14 protein-coding genes are annotated in these 15,706 nt (G+C 66.2%); 7 read left to right on the forward strand and 7 right to left on the reverse strand.

The window, feature by feature from the left end; all coding sequences use genetic code 11:
- Nucleotides 1–1,149, forward strand: a complete 1,149-nt coding sequence (locus tag AC0L2O_RS29355) for an acyl-CoA dehydrogenase family protein (RefSeq protein ID WP_473372188.1) — start codon at nt 1–3, stop codon at nt 1,147–1,149.
- Nucleotides 1,150–1,161: 12 nt separating this feature from the next.
- Nucleotides 1,162–2,358, forward strand: coding sequence for an acyl-CoA dehydrogenase family protein (locus AC0L2O_RS29360; protein ID WP_473372189.1), 1,197 nt, complete (start codon nt 1,162–1,164; stop codon nt 2,356–2,358).
- Nucleotides 2,359–2,535: 177 nt separating this feature from the next.
- On the opposite strand, the gene AC0L2O_RS29365 is transcribed toward AC0L2O_RS29360, so the two are convergent.
- The gene (locus AC0L2O_RS29365; protein WP_473372190.1) at nt 2,536–4,860 is read right to left on the reverse strand and encodes a xanthine dehydrogenase family protein molybdopterin-binding subunit; all 2,325 of its coding nucleotides are present in this window, start codon (nt 4,858–4,860) and stop codon (nt 2,536–2,538) included.
- Between the two features lie 216 nt (nt 4,861–5,076).
- Nucleotides 5,077–5,955 (reverse strand): dihydrodipicolinate synthase family protein, encoded by an 879-nt coding sequence (locus AC0L2O_RS29370; RefSeq protein WP_473372191.1) that lies wholly within the window; start codon nt 5,953–5,955, stop codon nt 5,077–5,079.
- A gap of 156 nt (nt 5,956–6,111) precedes the next feature.
- Here AC0L2O_RS29370 and AC0L2O_RS29375 point away from each other — a divergent pair, with 156 nt between their 5' ends.
- On the forward strand, nt 6,112–6,438 hold the full coding sequence (locus AC0L2O_RS29375) for a YbjQ family protein (RefSeq protein ID WP_409190440.1): 327 nt from the start codon (nt 6,112–6,114) through the stop codon (nt 6,436–6,438).
- A 10-nt stretch (nt 6,439–6,448) separates the two neighbouring features.
- Nucleotides 6,449–6,721, forward strand: coding sequence for a hypothetical protein (locus AC0L2O_RS29380; RefSeq protein WP_473372192.1), 273 nt, complete (start codon nt 6,449–6,451; stop codon nt 6,719–6,721).
- 9 nt (nt 6,722–6,730) lie between these two features.
- Here AC0L2O_RS29380 and AC0L2O_RS29385 read toward each other — a convergent pair whose 3' ends face one another.
- Nucleotides 6,731–7,696, reverse strand: coding sequence for a VOC family protein (locus AC0L2O_RS29385; protein ID WP_473372193.1), 966 nt, complete (start codon nt 7,694–7,696; stop codon nt 6,731–6,733).
- Between the two features lie 188 nt (nt 7,697–7,884).
- On the opposite strand from AC0L2O_RS29385, the gene AC0L2O_RS29390 reads away from it, so the two are divergent.
- Nucleotides 7,885–8,751, forward strand: coding sequence for a S1C family serine protease (locus AC0L2O_RS29390; RefSeq protein ID WP_409190441.1), 867 nt, complete (start codon nt 7,885–7,887; stop codon nt 8,749–8,751).
- Entirely contained in the window at nt 8,748–9,119 is a 372-nt protein-coding gene (locus tag AC0L2O_RS29395; RefSeq protein ID WP_369721188.1) for a response regulator transcription factor, read from the forward strand. Before AC0L2O_RS29390 ends, AC0L2O_RS29395 begins: the two co-directional genes overlap by 4 nt.
- Here the strand turns inward: AC0L2O_RS29395 and AC0L2O_RS29400 are convergent.
- The 4 genes from AC0L2O_RS29400 to AC0L2O_RS29415 form a co-directional block, all read right to left on the reverse strand.
- Entirely contained in the window at nt 9,116–10,189 is a 1,074-nt protein-coding gene (locus tag AC0L2O_RS29400) for a sensor histidine kinase (RefSeq protein WP_473372194.1), read from the reverse strand. The genes AC0L2O_RS29395 and AC0L2O_RS29400 overlap by 4 nt on opposite strands.
- The gene (locus AC0L2O_RS29405) at nt 10,176–10,868 is read right to left on the reverse strand and encodes a response regulator transcription factor (protein ID WP_369721186.1); all 693 of its coding nucleotides are present in this window, start codon (nt 10,866–10,868) and stop codon (nt 10,176–10,178) included. Before AC0L2O_RS29405 ends, AC0L2O_RS29400 begins: the two co-directional genes overlap by 14 nt.
- A gap of 97 nt (nt 10,869–10,965) precedes the next feature.
- Nucleotides 10,966–11,469: a hypothetical protein gene (locus AC0L2O_RS29410; protein WP_473372195.1), complete on the reverse strand. Its 504-nt coding sequence runs from the start codon at nt 11,467–11,469 to the stop codon at nt 10,966–10,968.
- Between the two features lie 325 nt (nt 11,470–11,794).
- Nucleotides 11,795–14,131: a Tex family protein gene (locus AC0L2O_RS29415; RefSeq protein ID WP_473372196.1), complete on the reverse strand. Its 2,337-nt coding sequence runs from the start codon at nt 14,129–14,131 to the stop codon at nt 11,795–11,797.
- 427 nt (nt 14,132–14,558) lie between these two features.
- Here AC0L2O_RS29415 and atzD point away from each other — a divergent pair, with 427 nt between their 5' ends.
- Nucleotides 14,559–15,671, forward strand: a complete 1,113-nt coding sequence (atzD, locus tag AC0L2O_RS29420) for a cyanuric acid amidohydrolase (protein WP_473372197.1) — start codon at nt 14,559–14,561, stop codon at nt 15,669–15,671.
- The last annotated feature ends 35 nt before the right edge of the window (nt 15,672–15,706 follow it).

A 15,706-nucleotide genomic window follows, 5' to 3' on the forward strand; every position in this document is an offset into this window, starting at 1 on the left:
ATGGATCTCAATCTCAGCGACGAGCAGCGCTTGCTTCGCGAGAGCGTCGAACGCTTCGTGGCCGAAAGCTACGACGCCGATCACCGCCGCAAGATGGCGAACGATCCGCTTGGCTTCAGCCCGGCGGTCTGGAAGCAGTTCGCCGAGCTCGGCTGGCTGGCGCTGCCGATCGCGGAGGAATTTGGCGGGCTGGGTGGCGGCGCGGTCGAGGTCGGCATCTTGATGGAAGCGTTTGGCCGCGGGCTGGTGTCGGAGCCGTATATCGCGACAGTCGTGTTGGGCGCTGCGCTGATCGACAAATGCGGCAGCGCCGCGCAGAAACAGGCAAGCCTGCCCAAGATCGCGGATGGATCATTGAAGCTTGCGTTGGCGCATTCCGAGCGCGCGGCCCGGTTCGATCTGGCCAAGGTCGCAACGGTCGCAACCAAGACAGCGCAAGGCTGGCGTCTTGCCGGCAGCAAGATCGCCGTGCTCGACGGCCATGCCGCCGACGAGATCATCGTCTCCGCGCATCTGCATGATCATCAGGGACCATCGGGGCGGATCGGTCTCTTTCTGGTGCCGGCGACAGCGCAGGGGCTCGCGATCTCCGAATATCCGCGGTTGGGAGGCGGGCGCGCCTGCAACGTCGATTTATCCGGCGTGCAGCTTCCGGAAGACGCCCTGCTGGGCGACGGCAGCGACGCCCTGCCCGCGATCGAATGGGCCGTCGACCGCGCCATGGCCGCGCTCGGCGCGGAGGCGGTCGGCATCATGCAGACGCTCGTCGACACGACGCTGGAGTACACCAAGATCCGCAAGCAGTTCGGCCGGCCACTTTCGGCCAATCAGGTTATCCGTCATCGCCTCGCCGACATGGCGATGCAGGTAGACGAGGCCCGTTCGATGGCGCTGCGGGCGGCGCTGAAGGTCGACGCCGAACCGATCGAACGTGCCCGCGCCGCGTCGGGCGCAAAGGCGAAGATCGGCAAATGCGCGCGCTTCGTCGGCGAGCAGTCGATCCAGCTCCACGGCGGCATGGGCGTGACCGAGGAGCTCGAGGTCGGCGCCTATTTCAAGCGGCTCGTCGCCTTCGACACGCTGTTCGGCGGTAGCGCGCATCACTATCGCCGTCACGCCGAGCTTGGCCGCGCCGCCGTTTCAGCCTGAAGGGAGCACATCATGGACCTGGCCTTCAATGCGGAAGAGCGCGCCTTCCAGGACGAGGTGCGCGGCTTCATCACCAAGAATCTCACCGGGGAGATGAAGCGCGCCACCGCGCTGACGCCGTCGGTGTTCTCCGACCCCGATATCGGCATGGCCTGGCAGCGCGTGCTGCACAAGCAAGGCTGGGGCGCGCCAGGCTGGCCGGTCCAACACGGCGGCCCCGACTGGACGCCGGCGCAGCGCTGGATTTTCGAAACCGAAAGTGCGCGGGCCGGAGTGCCCAATGTCAACGTGATGGGCGTGAAGATGGTGGGGCCCGTCATCATCGGCTTCGGCAGCCCCGAGCAGAAGAATTTCTACCTGCCGCGGATTCTCTCCGGCGAGGACTATTGGTGCCAGGGCTATTCCGAGCCGGGCTCCGGCTCCGACCTGTCCTCGCTGAAGACGCGCGCGATACGCGACGGTGACGACTACATCGTCAACGGCACCAAGATCTGGACCACGCATGCGCATCACGCCAACCGCATGTTCGCGCTGGTGCGCACCAGCGACGGGCCGCGGCAGCAGGACGGCATCAGCTTTGTCCTGATCGACATGAAGACGCCGGGCATCACCACGCGCCCGATCCTCACGATCGGCGGCGACCACGAGGTCAACCAGGTGTTTTTCGATGACGTGCGGGTGCCGGTCGCAAACCGCGTCGGCGAGGAAGGCAAGGGCTGGACCTACGGCAAATATCTGCTCGAATTCGAGCGCGGCTCCGGCATCGCATCGGCGAAGCTGCGCGAAGGGCTGAAGGCGATCGCGGAGTTGGCCGAGTCCGACCTGACCGGGCGCGCCATCGACAGCCCCGACATCGCCACGCGCATCTCCGAGGTCGAGGTCGACATCGACGCGCTGGAGATGACCGAGCTGCGCGTGCTCTCGGCGCTACAGACCGGGCAAAATCCCGGCGCGGTCTCGTCGATCCTGAAGCTGCGCAACAGCGAGATCCGGCAGGCCGTGACTCGGCTGGGCGCCGATGTGATCGGCCACGACGCCCTCGCCGTCGAGCCGATGCGCCCGCTCTACAAGCTCAACCACGAGCCGGCGATCCCGGAGGAGATGCTGACGGTGATGCCGGAATATCTCAACGGACGCGCCTACACGATCTTCGGCGGAACGTCGGAGATCCAGCGCGATATCATCGCGAAGATGATGTTGGGGATTTGAGGGGCGCTGGCGCTACACACTCACTGTCGTCCCGGCGAAGGCCGGGACCCATACTCCCAGGGAGCAGTGTGGCGTGAGCTGGTAACCACGAAACTTCGCCAAAATGGATTCGGTGGTTATGGGTCCCGGCCTTCGCCGGAACGACGTGGGAGACTGCCGCAACAGCGCGGGCTATAACTAACCCGCCGCCTTCGCCTCCCGGATCGCTTTCCAGATCTTCTGCGGCGTCAGGGGCGTGTTGAGCTGGGTGATGCCGAGCTCGGCGAGTGCATCCATCACGCCGTTGGTGACGCAGGGCGGACCGCCGATCGCGCCGGATTCGCCGCAGCCCTTGGCGCCGAGCGGATTGGTGCGGCAGGGTGCGGACTCGTCCAGCGTCACCACGAGCGGGGGCACGTCGTCGGCACGCGGAATGCAATAGTCCTGGTAGCTCGCGGTGAGGAGCTGACCGTCGGCATCGTACGAGACGCCTTCATACAGCGCCTGGCCGATGCCCTGCGCGACGCCGCCGTGGATCTGGCCCGTCACCAGCATCGGGTTCACGGCGACGCCAACGTCGTCGACCGTGGTATAGCGCACGACCTTGGAGACGCCGGTCTCGGGATCGATTTGGACCTCGCAGATATGCGTGCCGTTCGGCCAGCTCGGCCCGTCGACCTCGCCTTCGGAATCGACGCTGAGCCTCGCGCCGCTCTCCCTCTCGGCGAGATCGAACAGGCTGATGCGCCGGTCGGTGCCGACCACGGTGAGCATGCCGCCCTGGTATTCGATGTCCTCGATCGAGGTCTCGAGCACGTTCGCCGCCTTCTCGCGCGCCTTCTGGATCAAATCGTTGGAGGAGACCGCAACCGCGGTGCCGCCGACGAACAGCGAGCGCGAGCCGACGCTGCCGAAGCCCATGGCGAGATCCGTGTCGCCTTGCACGACATCGATCTTGTCCATGGGGATGCCGAGCGTGTCGGAGATCATCTGGGTATAGGTGGTCTGCAGCCCCTGCCCCATCGCCATGGTGCCGGAATGCAGGATAACGCGCCCTTCCGAGGTCGCGTGCAGGCTGACTTTTTCGGTGTGGGCGCGACCACCGGTCCATTCGATATAGGAGGTCAGCCCGCGGCCGTAGAGCAGGCCCTTCTTCTTCGCCGCTTTCTTGCGCGCGACGAAGCCGTCCCAGTCTGCAAGCTTCACGGCGCGATCGAGCATGTGCGCGAACGCACCGGAGTCGTAAACCTGGCCCGCTGCGTTGGTATAGGGCAGCTGCGCCGGTTTGATGTAGTTCGCCTTGCGGATCGCGCGCGGATCCATGCCGATCTTTCGCGCGGCGGCGTCGAACAGGCGCTCGACGATGAACACCGCCTCCGGGCGGCCCGCGCCGCGATAGGCGCCGACCGGCGCGGTGTGGGTCATCACCGACCTCACCTCGAAATGCACTAGCGGCAGGTCGTAGACGCCGGTTTGCACGAACGGCCCGAGCACCAGCGGGATGATATTGCCTGTACCTGATGAATAAGCGCCGGTGCAGCCGATCGACTTGACGCGATAGGCGAGCACCTTGCCCTTGTCGTCGAGCGCGAAGGAGGCGGTCGAAGTGAGATCGCGGCCGTGGGTGCCACCGACGAATTCATCGGTGCGGTCGCCGCGCCAGCGGACCTTCCGGTTCAGCTTGGTCGCGGCGTAGGCGACGATGCCGTCTTCGGGATAGAGACTGGTCTTCTGGCCAAAGCCGCCGCCGATGTCGCCGACCAGCACGCGGACACTGTCCTTCGGGCGCTTCAGCACGGATTCCGCCAGCAAGTCGCGGGTCGAGGCCGGCGTCTGCGACTGCAAATGCAGGAGCAGGCGGCCGGACGTTTTGTCGATCTCGGCAATGGTCGAGCGCGGCTCCATGGCCGAGGGCACCAGGCGCTGGCTGACCAGATCGAGCTCGACGGTGTGCGCGGCGTTGGCAAACGCAGCATCCACCTTGGCGGCATCGCCATAGCTCATGGCGCCGACGATGTTGTCGGGCGCCTCGGGCCACACCACGGGCGCACCGGGCTTCACAGCCTCGACGGGGTCGACGACCGCGGGCTGCACGTCGTATTCGACGACGATCGCTTCGGCCGCACTCTGGGCCTCTGCACGTGACGCAGCCACTACCGCCGCCACCGCCTCGCCGGTGTAGCGCACCACCTCATGGGCGAGCAGCCGCCGCGGCGGCACCGTCATCGGCTTGCCGTCCGGGCGCTTGAAGATGCTCAGCGTCGGGAGGGTGCCGACGTCGTCCTTGATCAGATCGGCGCCGGTGTAGACGGCGGTGACGCCGGACATGCCGGCCGCTGCACTGATGTCGATCGAGACGATGTTCGCGTGCGCATGCGGCGAGCGCAGCACGTGCAACCACAGCGCGCCGTCCTCCGGCTTGTCGTCGATGAACTGCCCCTTCCCGGTGAGCAGCCGCTGATCTTCCAAACGCTTGACGGGCTGTCCCGCTCCGAAACGCAAATTGCCGGGAAGAATGTTCATTCCGTGGGGTCCTCAGGGTCTTTTCAAATCGGGCTGCCTTTTAGCGGATCGAGGCAGGCGAGACCAGCCGCGGTTTTGGGCGGGATGTCCACGATTTCGTCATGCCCGGGCTCGTCCCGTGCATCCACGTTCTTTTCGTGTGAAGGCGCGTGGATGCCGGGCGTAGGCAAGTGAAAGCGACGCCGTCCTTCGGACGGCTATGCCCGGCCATGACGACTACGGAGAGAGCTCGGCTAAAGCCGCTTCCACGATCTTGCGCTGCTCGGCGCTAAGCGCCGCCTGCGGCGGCACGGGATCGCCGACGTCGTAGCCCTGGAGCGCAAGCCCCGCCTTGATGCAGGCCGCGAGATTGAAGCGGGCGAAGGTCTCGTTGATGCGCCACAGCCTGCGCTGGAGCGCCATGGCCTCGTCCCAGCGGCCGGCCTTGCAGAGGTCGTAGAGCGCGACGCTCTGGCGCGGAATGATGCAGGCCGGGCCCGCCATCCAGCCGACACCGCCGATCAGCATTACCGCGGCCGGGATATGGGCGGAGGCCGAGAACACACGCAGGCGATCGCCGCAGCGGTTCATGATCGAGAGCAGCCGGCCGGTATTGGTCGAGGCATCCTTGAGGTAGCCGATGCGCGGATGCTCGGCGAGCCGCGCGATCACGTCGAGGGTCAGGTCGGAGCGCTGGAATTGCGGATTGGTGTAGATGACGACGGGGATGTCGACGGCATCCGCGATGCTGCGGAAGTAGGATTCAACCTGGGCATCGGCGAGCGGGAAGTAGGCCTCGAGGATCGCCAGAATGCCGTCTGCGCCGAGCTTCTGATAGGCCTGCGCCTGCGCCACCGCGTCCGCCGTCGAGGTCGAGACGACCCCGGCCACGACCGGCACGCGACCGTTTGCAGCCTCGATCGTAGTCTGCACCACGGAGGTGCGCTGCGCGGCATTGAGATAGGCGAACTCGCCGGTCGAGCCGAGCGGCGTCAGCCCGTGAACGCCGGCACTGATCAGATCGTCGCAGAGCTTTGCGAGTACGCCGGTCCGCACCGCGCCGTCGGCATCGACGGGCGAAACGAGATAGGGGAAGACGCCGTGAAATTGGGGCATGTCGGGGAATAATCCGGAATTTTTGGGGGGCAGCTCGGCCCACGCCACCTGTCCGGTGCTAACATGGCCCCCATTGGCCGGCAAGCAAGCCTCGGGATGAACCGACGTGTCGCGTCGGCGGACTAACGTGGGTCGAGGCAAACATCGGGAAGCCACATGTTGATCGTCACCACCGAGAACGTCGCGAACCACCGCGTGGTCCGGACGCTGGGCCAGTGTTTTGGCATCGTCGTTCGCAGCCGCGGGCTTGGCGGCAATATCGTCGCCGGCCTGCGTTCGATCGTCGGGGGCGAGATTCCGGAATATACACGGCTCCTGGAGGACGCGCGCCGCCACGCCATCGATCGCCTGGTCGAGAACGCTACCGCGATGGGCGCCAATGCGATCGTGATGATGCGGTTCGATTCCGCCGAGATCGGCCAGAACATGAGCGAGATCGTTGCTTACGGAACGGCCGTCGTGATCGAGCCGGCGGCACACTAGGGATGGGAGCATGTCCCTGACGATCGGCATCGCGGCGCTCCTGATCGCAATCGTGCTGCTCATTGTCGGCCATTTCCTGCCGTTCGGAGTGCCGCTGACATTCGTCGGGATCGGCCTGATCGCGAGCCTGATCTACGACACCCGCTATAAGCCGGCCTCGAAGCAGCCGATCGGGCCCGGCTGGGTCGACACCGGCGAACGCTTCATCGACCCCGAGACCAACAAACGCGTCGCCGTGTTCATGCGGCCCGAGTCCGGCGAGCGGGACTATCGCGAGCTCTGAGCTGCTCGCTTACACCTTGAGCAGACGCACGCGCGTGCCCCAGGGATCGACGGCCTCGACGCCGTTCGAGAGCGCCGTGACCTTTGCCCCGCCCTTGCGCAGACGCTCTTGCTGGGCAGCGAGCAGATCCTGCTTCTCCGTCACCAGCGAGAACCAGGCGAGCCCGGTCATGGAATCGTCGCGCTGGCCGGCACCTTCGCTCTGCCAGACATTCATGCCGAGGTGATGGTGATAGCGGCCGGACGACAGGAAGGCGGCGCCGTTGCGTTTACGCGTCGGATCGAGGCCGACCGTGCCATGGTAAAAGCCTTCGGCCTGGGCGAGATCGCCGACACGCAGATGCATGTGGCCGACGCGCAGGCCGTCCGGCGCCTTGGCGTAGTCGGGGACGCGCGTATTGGTCAGCGACAGCAGGTCGGGAATGTTGAGCTCATCGGCCGCCATCTTCACGCTGCCCTCGCTCCACTGCCATTGCGACGGATCGCGGTCGGCATAGACCTCGATGCCGTTGCCTTCGGGATCATCGAGATAGACGGATTCGCTGACGAGGTGATCGGCAAAACCCGACAGCGACACGCGATGCGAGGCCGCATGCACCAGCCAGCGCGCGAGATCCTTGCGCGTCGGCATCAGGAACGCGGTGTGGTAGAGCCCGGCGGCATTGCGCGGCTCGATCGCAGCGTCGGCACGCGCTTCCAGCACCAGCAGCGCGATCCCGTCGGTGCCGAGTGTGGCGGCGGTCGCTGAACGCTCCATCACGCCGAGCCCGATCACGTCGCGGTAGTAGTCCGCCACCCTGTCGAGATTCTTGACCCGGAGCGTCACCATGCCGACTCGCATCGGCGTGCGGCTGGCATAGGTCGGGCCGCCGCCCTGCGCGATGCCCTCGGCCCGGGCCGCGGCCGCGGCGGCCATCGCCAACGAGGTGGCGCCGGCGAGTTGAAGCAGGGTACGGCGGGTGAGGTCGATGGTCATCGGTCAGGACTCGCTGAAAATTGGTGGAGGCCGTGCGGCGCAATCTGGCGATTGCTACACGTTCCCGTGAGCAGCTCCCAATCACATGTTCGTCGGCCGTGGTCTTACGGGGCGGTGTCCTGGCCACCCGGCCAGTTTCGCAATCGACCGCGACATCCCAGATTGAGGGCAATTTACAGGAGCTTGCCATGACCGCCCCCACCCCTCTGTCTTCGCTATCGTCCGCGCTCGCGGACGTCGTGGCGCGCGTAGCGCCGTCCGTTGTCTCCGTGCACTCGCATCGCTCCCGCTCAACCGGCTTCGTCTGGAAGCCCGGCCTGATCGTCACCGCCGACGAGGCGCTGGCCGACGAGGGCGAAGTCCAGATCGTCCTTGCCGACGGCAGCATGGCTGCGGCCACGATCGTCGGCCGCGACCACACCACCGACATCGCGCTGCTGCGCGCCGATACCAGCATCGCCCCGGTCAAGCTCTCCGAAACCGTACCTGCCCTCGGCACGTTGTCGGTCGTCGTCGCCACCCATCGCGACGCGCCGAGCGCGGCGCTCGGGATGGTATCGCTGTCCGGCAAGAGCTGGCGCAGCCTGCGCGGCGGCGACATCGATGCGCGGATCGAGCTCGACGTTCGCCTGCGTCCCGGCCAGGAGGGCGGCCTTGCACTCGATGCCTTGGGCGAGGCCTTCGGCATGGCCGTGCTCGGCCCAAGGCGCGTGCTCGTCATTCCGACAGCCACAATCGAGCGCGTCGCGCCCCAGCTCGAGACGCGCGGCCACATTGCTCGCGGATATCTCGGCCTCGGGCTCCAGCCGGTGCGGCTCGACGACGGCGTCGGCGCGATGGTGATGAATGTCGACAAGACCGGCCCATCCGCTGCGGCCGGCATCCGCCAGGGCGATGTCATCGTGGCGGTCAACGACCAGAAGCTCTCCGGCGTGCGCGCGCTGTCGCGCACGCTGGGACCCGCGAGCGTCGGTTCGGTGGTCGACGTCGCGGTGCGCCGCGGCGGCGAGCCGGCCAGCTTCAAGGTCACGGTCGGTGAGAGGCCGGAGGCGTGAGCGAGGGCAACACGCCCGAGATCGTGCTGTCGCTGCAGATCGACGATCCCGCCCTCGCCGATCGGCTGGCCACGCTGCTCGGCAATGTCGCCGGGCTTCGCCTCGCCGCGCCCGGCGAACAAGCCGCCGCGACGGTGGTCGCCCGCGACCCCCGCAGCATGCCCGAAGACATCGCACTGACGCAGCGCGAGCTCGACGTACTGGCCCTGATGGCGGAAGGTTCATCCAACAAGATGATCGCGCGTCAGCTCAACATCTCGGTGCATACCGTGAAATTCCATGTCGGGTCACTGCTCGACAAGTTGGATGCCACCGGCCGCACCGATGCGGTGGCGCATGCCGCGCGCCGCGGCGTGATCGAGCTCTAGGCCAGGCAGGGCGGGAAGCTCAGCCGGACCGTCAGGCCCGGCGCATTGTCATGCAGCGCGATCTCGGCGCCATGGAGGCGAGCAACCGCCGCGACCAGACTGAGGCCCAGGCCGTTGCCCGGGGTGTAGCGGCTCTGTTCGAGCCGGTAGAAGCGCTTGAACACGTGATCCCGCTCCTCAGTGGCAATGCCCGGACCATCGTCGGCGATTGCGATCATCGCGCCGTCGCCGGCGCTGCGGCAGGTGACGGTCACCTGTCCGCCCGCACGGCCGTGCTTGATCGCGTTGTCGACCAGGTTGGCAATGGCATCGAACAGCAGGTCGCGATCGCCGGTGATCGCCACCGCGTGGTCGCCGCCGAGGCTGAGACGGGCGGCAACCTGCTCGGCGGCGGCGTCGTAGAGCTCGACGACCTCACCTGCGATCTCTGCAAGGTCGAGCGCGCGAAAGGCGCTCTTGCGCGCGCGAGTCTCGATCTCCGAGATCCGCGTGATCGAGGCGAACATGCCGAGCACGGCGTCGAGATCGGCGATGGCGTCGCCGATCAGCGCCGCATCGGCCTCGCCATCGCGCGGAGCGTGATAGGCTTTTTCCAGCCGGCCGCGCATGCGGGTCAGCGGCGTACGCAAATCGTGGGCGACGCTATCGCTGACCTGCTTGACCTCACCCATCAGCGTCTCGATGCGATCGAGCATCTCGTTGAGGTTTTCGGCGACGCGATCCCATTCGTCGTGGCTGCCGCGCAAGGGGATGCGCTGGTCGAGGCCGGCAAGCATGATCGCGCGGCTGGCGGCATTGATCTCTTCGATCCGTCCCACGGTGCGCCGCGTCACCAGCACGGCCGCGAGGCCGGCCAGCACCACAAGCAGCACGGCAACCGCGATCATCGCAAGCTCGATCATGGCGGTGAAACCGTCGTGATCGCCGGCATCGCCGACACGGCTCCTCACATAAGCGAGCGTGCCGAGATAGACATAGGCCATGATCGCCGCGACGATCAGCCCGAACGCGGCGATCGCGATCAGCGCCAGCCGGAAGGTCGACGAAAGAAGCGTCTTAGCCAGGAGCACGGATGCAATATCCGATACCGCGGATGGTGTGGATCAGCGGATAGGCCTGGGCATCGTCGACCTTGCGACGGACGCGCCCGACATAAACGTCGATGATGTTGGTGGAGGGATCGAAATGCAGATCCCAGACATGCTGGAGCAGCATCGCGCGGGAGACGACGCGGCCCTCGTTGCGGACGAGATATTCGAGCAACTGAAACTCGCGCGGCAGCAGCGGAATTTTACGGCCGCGGCGGCTGGCATTGCGTGCGATCAGGTCGATGGCGAGATCGCCGACCCGCAAAAGCGTGTCCTTGGCGATGGTCTCACTGCGGCGGCCGAGGGCCTCGAGACGCGCAAGAAGTTCGACGAAGGAGAACGGCTTGACGAGGTAGTCATCGCCGCCGGCGCGCAGGCCGCGCACGCGATCGTCGACCTCGCCCAGCGCGGAGATGATCAGGAAGGGAGCAGCGATACCGTCGTCGCGCAATTGCCGCATTACGGTGATGCCGTCGATATCGGGCAGCATCCGGTCAATGGTGATCACGGCATAATCGCGCGCGGCGCCGTGGCTCAGGGCCTCGCGGCCGGTCGCGGCGAGATCGACATCATAGCCCGAAATCGTCAGCTCCTCGACGAGCTGGCCTGCGGTTTCCGGATCATCCTCAACGACCAGGATACGACGGTGATCTCCGGTCATGGCAAACTCCGCGCGACGATCGCCACCAGACTATCCCGTTCCGGGGCTGAGCGGAACTGCCCGGTGGCGAGCGCGACAATGGTGCGGTCCGGCGATGCTAGTACCAACTATCCCCGCACACATTGACCCATTGCCAGCCATAGGGCGTCCAGCTCCTGCGCCAGCAGCCGTCGTTGTAGCCGGCGTAGACAAAGGGGGCGCCGAAGACGGCAAAGCGGTGGAAACGGTGATGACGGAAGAAGAACGCGTGGCGGCCGATGAAAGGCCTGCCGTGCCAGCCGGAGCCGGCGAAGCGCGGCCCGATCGCCGCATGTGCGAAGCGGGCCCCACCGAAAGCCGGTCCGCCGAAATGAGCGAAGTGCGCGCCGCCGCCCATGCCGCCGACATGCATGCCGCCGCCGAAGCCGCCAGCGCGCATGCCGCCGCCGAAGCCGCCGCCGTGCATGCCGCCGCCACTGAAATGGCCACCACCACCGAAGCCGCCGTGACCGCCGCCGCCGCCTCCACCTCCACCTCCACCTCGGGCGAGCACGGGCGACGCGACCGCCAGCGCGGCAGCCATGGCCGCCGCGACGATGCCTGTGAGAAGCCTGTTGTTCATCTGAAGTCCTCCTTGTCGCAGCGAGGTCTCGCCGCTCCAGAGGATCAGATGAGGAAAATGCGCGCTCACCTTCAACTTACAAATGCGCCAGATTCTGACGCGGAAGTTAGGGTATCCGAGCTCTCTCACACCCTCGCCCCGTTCTTACGGGGAGAGGGTGGGGTGAGGGGCTGTTTCCACGAACACGATTTGGGTTGGAACTACGACACGCGGGAGTCGGATGGACGATTGACCCGGCCAAAAGCTTGCCCGGCCCCTGACCCGGAATCCGCGCTGCGCGCGAATTCCGACCTCTCCCCGCAAGGAGCGGGGAGAGGTTAAGAGTTCACGCGCGCTTGCCGTTGTTCTTCTCGGCAGCCTTGCGCAACGCCTCGGCGAGTGCACCACCGCCGCCGGAGGATTCCGGCTTGCGCGGCGCCGACGAGGTCATGCGGGTGGTGTTGCGCGAATTGTCGCGCTGCATGCCGGGTGCATCCTTTTTGTCCCCGACCTCATCGTCAAGCCGCAGCGTCAACGAGATGCGCTTGCGCGCGACCTCGAAGTCGAGCACCTTGACCTTGACGATATCGCCCGGCTTCACCACCTCGCGCGGATCCTTGATGTAGGTCCTGGACATCGCCGAAATGTGCACGAGCCCATCCTGGTGCACGCCGATATCGACGAAGGCGCCGAACGCCGCGACGTTGGTCACGGTGCCCTCGAGGATCATGCCCTTCTTGAGATGCTTGATCTCCTCGACGCCCTCCATGAACACCGCGGCCTTGAACGCCGGACGCGGATCGCGGCCCGGCTTTTCGAGTTCGCGCAGGATATCGGTGACGGTCGGCAGACCAAACGTCTCGTCGACGAAATCCTTGGGCTTCAGCGTACGCACGATTTCGGTGCTGCCGATCAGAGCCTTGATGTCGCTCTTGGTCGCGCTAAGGATACGGCGCACCACCGGATAGGATTCCGGATGCACGCCGGAGGCGTCGAGCGGGTCTTCGCCGCCGAGGATGCGCAGGAAGCCCGCGCACTGCTCGAACGCCTTCGGCCCCAGTCGCGGCACCTCCTTGAGCGCCTTGCGCGACTTGAACGGGCCGTTGGCGTCGCGATGCTGCACGATGCTTTGCGCGAGGCCGGAGCCGACGCCCGACACCCGGGCGAGCAGCGGCGCAGACGCCGTATTGACGTCGACACCGACCGCGTTGACGCAATCCTCGACCACGGCATCGAGCGACTTGGCGAGCTTGGCCTGACCGAGGTCGTGCTGATACTGGCCGACGCCAATCGCCTTGGGCTCGATCTTGACGAGTTCGGCGAGCGGATCCTGGAGCCGACGCGCGATCGAAACCGCACCGCGGAGGGTGACGTCCAGATCGGGCAATTCCTGCGACGCGAAGGCGGAGGCCGAATAGACCGACGCGCCGGCTTCCGACACCACGATCTTGGTCATCTTCAGCTCAGCCAGGCCCTTGACGAGATCGGCTGCCAGCTTGTCGGTCTCGCGCGAGGCGGTGCCGTTGCCGATCGCAATCAGCTCGACGCGATGCTTCAGCGCGAGCTTGCCGAGAATCGCAAGCGACTCGTTCCACTGCCGCTGCGGCTCGTGCGGATAGATCACGGCGGTGTCGACAACCTTGCCGGTGGCATCGATCACGGCGACCTTCACGCCGGTGCGGAAGCCGGGGTCGAGGCCCATGGTGACGCGGGTGCCGGCGGGCGCGGCCAGCAGGAGGTCGCGCAAATTGGAGGCGAACACGCGCACGGCCTCGGTCTCCGCCGCGTTCCACAGCCGCATGCGCAGGTCGATGTTGAGATGCACCTGGATCTTGGTGCGCCAGGCCCAGCGCACGGTGTCGATCAGCCAGCGATCGCCTGGCCGCTTGAGGTCGGCAATGCCGAACCGCTTCATGATCTTCAGCTCATAGGCGCCCGGCACGCCGGCCGGCGGCGCTTCGGCCTCGGCCTGGATCTGGAGGTCGAGGATCTCTTCCTTTTCGCCGCGGAACATCGCGAGGATGCGGTGCGACGGCAGTTTCGTCAGCGGCTCCGAGAATTCAAAATAGTCGGCGAACTTTTCGCCCTCGGTCTTCTTGCCCTCGCGCACCTTGGAGACCATGCGCGCATTGGTCCACACCTCTTCGCGCAATGCGCCGATCAGGTCGGCGTCCTCGTCGAAACGCTCGACCAGGATGGCGCGAGCGCCGTCGAGCGCAGCCGCGGCGTCCGCGACGCCCTTCTCGGCGTGGACGAAGGTCTCCGCCACCACCTTCGGATCGTTGGTGGGTTCAGCCATCAGCTGGTTGGCGAGCGGCTCGAGGCCGGCTTCCTTGGCGATCTCGGCTTTGGTGCGGCGCTTCGGCTTGAACGGCAGATAGATGTCTTCGAGGCGCGCCTTGCTGTCGGCGGCGAGGATGCTGGTCTCGAGCGCGGCATCGAGCTTGTCCTGCTCGCGGACCGACTCGAGGATGGCCCTGCGGCGATCTTCGAGCTCGCGCAGGTAGACCAGACGCTCCTCCAGCGTGCGCAATTGCGCGTCGTCGAGCGCACCGGTCGCTTCCTTACGATAGCGGGCGATGAAGGGAACCGTGGCGCCGCCGTCGAGCAGCGTCACCGTCGCCTCGACCTGCTCCGCTCGAACCCCGAGCTCCTGCGCAATTTTCTGGTTGATATTCGCCACGCGAGAATCCCTCTGTCCAAGCACGCAACGCGAACCGAAACCGGCCGCGGGACGCCGCTTATGGACCAACCGAGGTTGATTCATCAAGGTGCGGCGCGCAACCGTCGACAGAGGTTTTTTTTGCCGAAGCGATGCGATCTCGCCACAATCGTGGGGGTGTGGGCGCTTCCACTTGCCTCGACCAAGATGGCAGCCCCGTCATCCGGAGGTGCGAACCATGGGGTGCAACGCGCACCATGGTGAGCCTCGAAGGATGAACGGCCGGGTGCAGCCGGGCCGTCGCCCTTCGAGGCTCGCTGCTCGGTGCTGCGCACCGACCTGCTCGCGCCTCAGGGTGACGGTGACGAGTGAGGCTTCTGGCTTGACAGCCGCTCCAGTTCAGCGGCTGTTTTGTTCGCCGGACTCCTGAATCCACACGAGGACCACTATGCGTACCACATCGGTTGGCGTCATCAGGATCGCTACCAAGGGTCCCGGCGACGTCTCCGGGCTGATGGCCATGATCGGCTCCGGCGCGATTGACCCGGCGTCCATCCTGGCCATCCTCGGCAAGACCGAGGGCAATGGCGGTGTCAATGATTTTACCCGTGAGTACGCGGTCGCGGCGCTGTGCACAGCACTGGCGCCAGGGCTTGGCCTGTCGGCGGACGAGGTCGAGCAGCGCATCGCCTTTGTGATGTCCGGCGGCACCGAGGGCGTGCTCAGCCCGCATATCACGGTGTTCACGCGCGAAGAAGCCGAGGCACGGCCGGCAGACATCCCGGGCAAGCGCCTGAGCATCGGCATGGCGCATACAAGGGATTTCTTGCCCGAAGAGCTCGGACGCTTCGCGCAGATCGCAGAGACGGCCAACGCGGTCAACGCGGCCATGGAGGATGCCGGCATCGCCGATCCCGCCGACGTCCATTTCGTGCAGATCAAGTGCCCGCTGCTCACCAGCGATCGCGTCGAGGCCGCAGCGGCGCGCGGCAACAAGACGGTGACGACAAGCTCTTACAGCTCGATGGCTTATTCGCGCGGCGCCTCCGCGCTCGGGGTGGCGGTGGCGCTCGGCGAGGTCGCACCAGCGATCCACGACGAAGACGTGCTGCGGCGCTACGATCTGTTCTCGAACGTGGCCTCGACCTCGTCCGGGATCGAGCTGATGCATAATGTCGTCATCGTGCTCGGCAATTCAGCATCGTCCGCGAGCGAATTCGAGATCGGACACGCCGTGATGAGCGACGCCATCGACTCCGCAGCGGTGATGTCCGCGTTGAAGAGCGTCGGTCTCGGCATCGCGCCGCAGGCAAAAGCGGACCGCGAACTCGTCAATATCTTTGCCAAGGCCGAAGCCTCGCCGAACGGCAGCGTGCGCGGCTTTCGCCACACCATGCTGGAGGATACCGATATCAGTTCGACGCGCCACGCCCGTGCGGCCGTCGGCGGACTGATCGCCGGCCTTGCCGGCACAGGCGCGGTCTACGTCTCCGGCGGCGCCGAGCACCAGGGGCCTCCCGGCGGCGGCCCGGTTGCAGCGATCGCTAGGCTCTCGAATTGAGGCGGTGACCTCTCCGCCCGGCGCAACCCTGCCCC

It is taken from the genome of Bradyrhizobium sp. Kon10 (assembly GCF_055807395.1).